The following is a 6,547-nucleotide window of genomic DNA, read 5'->3' on the forward strand; positions in this document are numbered from 1 at the left end:
GACGGTGCGCACTGGCCGCGCAGCACCGCCGCCAGCTTCCAGCCCAGGTTGAAGGTGTCCTGCATCGAGAAGTTCATGCCCTGGCCCGCCTTGGGGCTGTGGGTGTGGCAGGCGTCGCCGGCGATGAACACGCGCGGCAGCTGCGTGGCCACGGCCGGCGCCGGCACGTCGTCGTACTTGTCGCAGATGCGCTGGCCGATCTCGTACACCCACCACCAGGGCACCTCCTTCACTTCCAGCGTGTAGGGATGCAGGATGCGCTGGGCCGCGGCAACCAGCTTGTCGAGCGTGATGTTGCGGTTGGCGACGCGCTCGTCCTCGCCCAGCTTGTCCATCTCGACGTACAGGCGCACCAGGTAGCCGCCTTCGCGCGGGATCACCAGCAGGTTGCCGTGCTCGGACTGCACGGCGGATTTGTAGCGGATGTCGGGGAAGTCGGTGACGGCCAGCACGTCCATCACGCCCCAGGCCTGGTTGGCCGAGTCGCCCACCAGCTGGCGGCCGATGGACTTGCGCACGCCGCTGCGCGCGCCGTCGCAGCCGACCACGTAGCGCGCCCTGACCGTCTCCACCTGGCCCGCCTGCGGGCCTTCCGTGCGTTCCAGCTGCACGGTGACCGGGTAGTCCGCCGCGCCTTGGTCGACCGAGAGATCGACGAAGCGGCGGCCGTAGTGCGGCTCGAGCCGCGCCGGCGCGTTGCGCATCGTCTCCAGGTAGAAGTCGTGCACGCGGGCCTGGTTCAGCACCACGTGCGGGAACTCGGACAGGCCGTCCTCGGTGTCCTGCACCCGCCCGTGGCGCACGATGCGGCTGCCGTCCTTCGCGTCCGGCTTCCAGAAGGTGACCTCGTTGATCCAGCAGGCCTCCTTCACCACGCGCTCGGCGAAGTTGAAGGCTTCGAACATCTCCATCGTGCGGCAGGCGATGCCGTCGGCCTGGCCCAGGCGGATCGGTCCCTCCTTCTGTTCGACGATGCAGGTGTGGATGTCGGCGAAGGCGGCCAGCTGCGTGGCGAGCGTGAGGCCCGCCGGCCCGCAGCCGACGATCAGCACGTCGACCCGGGCCGGCACCGCATCGCCGTGCGGCTGCGCCAGGGGTGAAGCGGGCGCCACGTGCGGATCGCCGGGCTGGAAACCATCGAGATGGAATTGCATGTTCGACTCCCCCTCCTCGTGCCGGAACTGTAGCGCCGGCCGCTTGCGCTCAGGCCAGGCTGCGCGCCGGATCCACCGTCCCCGTGCATTCGCCGAAGCCGATGCGCGCCGCGCCCGGCTTCTCGCACCAGCCGCGCAGCGTCACGGCATCGCCGTCTTCCAGCCAGGTACGGGTCTCGCCGCCGCCCAGTTCGACCGGCTTCTTGCCGCCTTGGGTGAGTTCGATCAGGGCCGCCGCCTCGGTGGCCGTGGGGCCGGAGAGCGTGCCGCTGCCGAACAGGTCGCCGGGCTGCAGGTTGCAGCCGTTGACCGTGTGGTGCGCCACCATCTGCGCGATCGTCCAGTAGGCGTGGCGGTAGGAGGTGCGGCAGATCGTCGCGCCGGCCTCGCCCGCCTCGCGCATGCGCGGCGTCTGCAGCAGCACCTGCAGCTGGATGTCGAAGGCGCCCTGCGCGCGGTTGGCGCCCGAGTCGAGGTAGGGCAGCGGCTGCGGATCGCCCTCGGGGCGCGTGAAGGGCACGCGGTAGGGCGCCAGCGCCTCCAGCGTCACGACCCAGGGCGACAGCGTGGTGGCGAAGTTCTTCGACAGGAAGGGGCCGAGCGGCTGGTACTCCCAGCCCTGGATGTCGCGCGCCGACCAGTCGTTCAGCAGGCAGATGCCGAACACGTGGTCTTCCGCCTGTTCCATGCCCACCGGCACGCCGCGGGCGCTGCCGCTGCCGACGAAGATCCCGAGCTCCAGCTCGATGTCGAGCCGACGGCTCGGGCCCACCACCGGCTGCGTGGCACCCGGCGGCATGGTCTGGCCCACGGGCCGCGGGAAGTGCTCGCCGGAGATGCCGATGCTGGAGCTGCGGCCGTGGTAGCCGATCGGCACCCACTTGTAGTTCGGCAGCAGCGGGTTGTCGGGGCGGAACTGGCGGCCGATGTTGGTGGCGTGGTGGACCGAGGTGTAGAAGTCGGTGTAGTCGCCGATGCGGGCCGGCACGTCGTATTCCACTTCCGACTGCGGCACCAGGCAGGCGCGCAGCTTCTGCTCGTGCGGCGCCTGCGCACGCAGCGCCCGCGAGAGCGCCAGGCGCAGCGCCGACCAGGCCGGAGCGCCGAGCGCCATCAAGGCATTCAGCTTGGCCTCGCCGCCCGCGCGCGCCGCCTCGGCGGCCAGGCCGTCGAAGACGCCGGTGGCGGCCGCAGCGCCGAGGTCCAGCACCTGGTCGCCGATGGCGACGCCGCAGCGGAAGCGCTCGCTGCCGCCGCGGCGGCGGAACACGGCGAAGGGCAGGTTCTGCAGCGGGAAGTCGCAGCCTTCGGCGTTGGCGCTGGCCAGCCAGCTGCGCAGGGACGGATCGTGGGTTTCGTTGAGGGTCGTCGTCATGCGTGGCTCCCGTCGTGCATCCAGGCGGCGTGCTGGGGCGCGCGCCTGGTGCGGCTCCATTCTTCCAGCATGTCCCACTTCACGGCATCGAGCTTCTCGTCCATCTCGGGCGTGCCGCAGTCGGCCGCCAGCTCCAGGCGGTGGCCGTTGGGATCGAAGAAGTAGATGCTCTTGAAGATGGTGTGGTTGGTGGGGCCGACCACCTCGATGCCGGCCGCTTCCAGCCGGGCCTTGGCTTCGAGCAGCTGCTCCATCGAGCCCACCTTCAGCGCCAGGTGCTGCACCCAGGCCGGCGTGTTGCGGTCGCGGTCCATGGGCGGCTGGCTGGGCAGCTCGAAGAAGGCCAGGATGTTGCCGTTGCCCGCGTCCAGGAAGACGTGCATGTAGGGATCGGGCGCCTTGGTAGAAGGCACCTCGTTCTCCGCGATCGCGAGCACGAATTTCATGCCCAGGTGCTTCTCGTACCAGAGGACGGTTTCCTTCGCGTCCTTGCAGCGGTAGGCGACGTGGTGGATGCGCTGGACGAGCGACATGGTTTTCCTTTCGGGTGCTTCTCAGAGGTCGCGCAGGGCGAGCGCGAGGTGTTCACGGAACAGGGCGGCGTCGCCCAGGGCGTTGGCATTGAGCAGGGCGAGCTTCACGAGGAAGAGGCTCACCTTGTCCTCCCCGGCCCGGTCGAGGGCCTCGGCCAGGCTGTCGTACACGGTTTCGAGGGCGGGGATGGTGAGCGCGGCGGCGGTCGTCATGGCGGGCTTCTCCGGGGCGGGTCAGGCGGAAAGCAGGTGGTCGAGCGCGGCGCGCAGGCGCGTCGCATCCAGGGTGAGCCAGCGCGCGCACACGTGCTGGTCGGGGCGCAGCAGGTAGGCCGCGCCTGCGGCCGGCACGCCATAACGTTCGCGCAGCTGGCCCTCGCGGTCGGCGAGCGTGAGGTCGGCGCCTTCCACCGGCGACGCGGCGCCGGCCGCGATCACGCGGATCGGCACGCCGCGCTCGCGCACGGCGCGCACCACCTCCAGCAGCGGCGCAGGCACGGCCGCGGCCTCGGTGAAGTACAGCAGGTCCAGCCCGCCGCCCAGGTGGTCCAGCAGGTAGTCGTCCGGGCCGAGGCGCACGTTGCGCGGCGGCGCGCCATCGGCGGGGCCGGCGGTGAAGAGCGCGTTGTCGTCGCCCGGGCTGTTCAGGCGCGAGTGCGTGTACTCGTGCGGCCGCGAGGTGCGCCAGTGGTAGAGAGGCCGGACGAATTCCTGCGACAGCGAGAGCGACAGCACCGCGTCGCGCAGCAGCTGGAAGCCGGGCGTGGGCGGCGTCATGAAGCGCGTGCTCTTGCCGGCCTCGTCGATGATCTCGCGCGCCGAGCCCACGCGCTCGCGGCTGTAGTTGGCCAGCAGCGAAGGCGCGGCCAGGCCGCGCACCACGAAGGCGAGGTGCCAGGCGAGCGACTGCGCATCCTGGAAGGCGGTGTTGGCGCCGCGCACGCCGAAGATCGGCAGCAGGTGGGCGGCGTCGCCGGCGAACAGGATGCGGCCGTGCACGTAATCGGGCAGGGTGAGCGCGCGGGCGGAGTAGACCGAGCTCCAGTCCATCTCCCACGGAATGCCGGGGTAGCCGATCATCGCCAGCTGGGCGTCGATGCGGGCCTTGAGCGACTCGGGCTGCAGCGCCTGCTCCGGCGTCTCGCCCTCGGGCAGCTGGTAGTCCACCCGCCAGATCCCGTGCGGCTCGCGGTGCATCAGGACCGTGTTGCCGGGGTTCCACTCGGGGTCGAAGTACGCCAGGCGCTCGGTGGGCAGCGGCAGGTCCACCTTGATGTCGGCGATGACGAAGTAGCCTTCGTACGAAGCGCCTTCCAGCTGCAGGCCGAGCGCGGCGCGGATCGGCGAGCGGCCGCCGTCGGCGGCCACCAGCCAGTCGGCCTCGATGACGTAGGCGCCGGCGGGCGTGTCGACCTCGGCGAACACGCGGCCGTCTTCCTGCCGCACGCCGGTACAGCGGTTGCCCCAGCGCAGATCCACCAGCGGATGCGCCTCGCACGCATCGCACAGGTACTCTTCCAGGTACTGCTGCTGGATGTTGGTCATGGGGAAGAAGCGGTCGTGCGCATCGGGCGGCGCTTCCATCCGGAACACGCGCTGGCCGCGGTAGTGGCTGTTGCCGAAGCGCCAGGGCAGGCCCTGTTCGACGATGCGCTGCGCCACGCCGACCTGCTGCAGGATCTCCATCGAGCGGCGCGTGAACACGATCGCGCGGCTGCCCTGCGAGACCTGCAGCTCGGAGGTGAGGACGACCGAGCGCACGCCGTGGCGGGCGAGTTCCAGCGCGGTCACCAGCCCGGACGGCCCGGAGCCGACGATCGCCACCGGGTGCTTCTGCACGGCGTCGCGCTCGCCCGGCAGCCAGGGCGCATGGACCTGGTAGGGATAGTAGATGGACGCGCGCGGCTGCGCCGTCGGGTTGTGCATGGGAATCTCCTGCGGGCGGCGGCTAGCCGCGCCGGTTGTGCTCGATCAGCCGGTCGAACATGTCGCTCAGCACCGCCTGCTCCTGCGCGGACAGGCAGCCGAAGATCTGCGCGTTGCGCTCCTCCACCATGCGGATCGTGCGCAGCCACACCTTGCGGCCCTCCGGCGTGAGGCTCAGGAGCACGCCGCGGCCGTCTTCCGGGTGGCAGACCTTTTCCACCAGGCCCTGCTCCACCAGGAACTGCGCGGCGCGGCTGCCCTGGCTCTTGTTCAGGTTGGAGTGTTCCGCCAGCTCGTTGACCGACAGCGGGCCGAAGGAGCCGATGGTGGCGAGGCAGCGGCCGTCGCTGAGCGACAGGCCCACTGCATCGACGTAGCTTTGCTGGCTCACGAGATCCGTGATCTTGTGCAGCAGGTGCAGGCGGTACGTCAGCGACCGCCCCAGCACCGAGCGCACGGCGGTCGCAGGCCGGGAGCCCATGGCCGCAGCCTCAGTCGGCCTTGATGCCGGCCGTGCGGATCACGCGGCCCCACTTGGCGCGTTCCGCCGTGGCGTACTCGCCCATCTTCTGCGGGCTGCTGGTGATCGCCTCCAGGCCCAGGGACTGCAGGCGCGCCTTGACGGGGGCGCTGTCCATCGCTTCGACCATCGCGGCGTTGAGGCGCTGCACGATCTCCGCCGGCGTGCCGGCGGGAAGCACCAGGCCCTGCCAGGCATAGGCCTCGAAGCCCTTGAGGCCCTGTTCGTCCAGCGTCGGCACCGATTCGAAGCCCGCCACGCGCTTGCTGCTCGCCACGCCGATGGCGCGCAGCTTGCCCGAGGCGATGAAGGACTGGCCGCTCGCCGTGTCGACGAACATGAAGGGCACCTGGTTGCCCACCACGTCCTGCACCGCGGGCGCGGCGCCGCGGTAGGGAACGTGGGTGACGGTCACGTGGGCCTGTTCCGCGAACAGCTCGGTGGCCAGGTGGTGCGGACTGCCGGCACCGGGGGTGGCGTAGCTGGCACCCTTCTGCTGCCGCGCCCAGGCCAGGAACTCGGTGAGGTTGTGGGCGGGGATCGAGGGATTCACCACCAGGATCATCGGGAAGCGCACCGTGAGGCCGATGGGCGCGAAGTCCTTGCCGGCGTCGTAGCCGAGCTTGCCGTACAGGTGCGGGTTGGCGGCCAGCGTGGCGGTGTCCGCCGACAGCAGCACGTAGCCGTCCGCCTTGGAGCGCGCCACGTATTCGGCGCCGATCTTGGTGGCCGCGCCGGGGCGGTTGTTGATCACCATCGGCTGGCCCAGCTTCTTGCCCATCACCTCCGCGAGCGTGCGCGCCACGACGTCGGTGCCGCCGCCGGGCGGGTAGGGCACGACCCATTCGATCGGGCGGGAGGGATACGTTTCCGCGAAGGCGGGGGCACCGGGCAGGGCGACGGAGGCGCCCGCGAGGGCGAGGAAATGGCGGCGTTGCAGGTTCATCGCGGAAAGCTGGGGAAGGGTGACGGGAGGGCTGCGCCGGCGGGGCCGGAGCTGGCGCAGTCTAGCGGCGTTTCGTTGCGCGCGCAACTACTT

General features: G+C 70.7%; 7 protein-coding genes. All 7 read right to left on the reverse strand.

Annotation, left to right across the window (positions count from 1 at the left end; translation table 11 throughout):
* Nucleotides 1–1,154, reverse strand: a 1,154-nt coding sequence (locus tag VFM98_RS21455; RefSeq protein ID WP_325111924.1) for an FAD-dependent monooxygenase, incomplete at its 3' end; no start/stop codon positions are given.
* Nucleotides 1,155–1,203: 49 nt separating this feature from the next.
* On the reverse strand, nucleotides 1,204–2,529 hold the full coding sequence (gene fahA, locus VFM98_RS21460) for a fumarylacetoacetase (RefSeq protein ID WP_325111925.1): 1,326 nt from the start codon (nucleotides 2,527–2,529) through the stop codon (nucleotides 1,204–1,206).
* Complete coding sequence (locus VFM98_RS21465) at nucleotides 2,526–3,062, reverse strand: VOC family protein (RefSeq protein WP_325111926.1); 537 nt, start codon at nucleotides 3,060–3,062, stop codon at nucleotides 2,526–2,528. Before VFM98_RS21465 ends, fahA begins: the two co-directional genes overlap by 4 nt.
* 21 nt (nucleotides 3,063–3,083) lie before the next feature.
* Entirely contained in the window at nucleotides 3,084–3,275 is a 192-nt protein-coding gene (locus VFM98_RS21470; RefSeq protein WP_325111927.1) for a DUF2783 domain-containing protein, read from the reverse strand.
* Between the two features lie 21 nt (nucleotides 3,276–3,296).
* Nucleotides 3,297–4,988, reverse strand: coding sequence for an FAD-dependent monooxygenase (locus VFM98_RS21475; protein WP_325111928.1), 1,692 nt, complete (start codon nucleotides 4,986–4,988; stop codon nucleotides 3,297–3,299).
* A gap of 22 nt (nucleotides 4,989–5,010) precedes the next feature.
* Nucleotides 5,011–5,469: a MarR family winged helix-turn-helix transcriptional regulator gene (locus tag VFM98_RS21480; protein WP_325111929.1), complete on the reverse strand. Its 459-nt coding sequence runs from the start codon at nucleotides 5,467–5,469 to the stop codon at nucleotides 5,011–5,013.
* A gap of 10 nt (nucleotides 5,470–5,479) precedes the next feature.
* Entirely contained in the window at nucleotides 5,480–6,454 is a 975-nt protein-coding gene (locus tag VFM98_RS21485) for a tripartite tricarboxylate transporter substrate binding protein (protein WP_325111930.1), read from the reverse strand.
* Between the last annotated feature and the right edge of the window lie 93 nt (nucleotides 6,455–6,547).

It is taken from the genome of Ramlibacter sp. (assembly GCF_035706265.1).
GTDB lineage: Bacteria > Pseudomonadota > Gammaproteobacteria > Burkholderiales > Burkholderiaceae_C > Ramlibacter.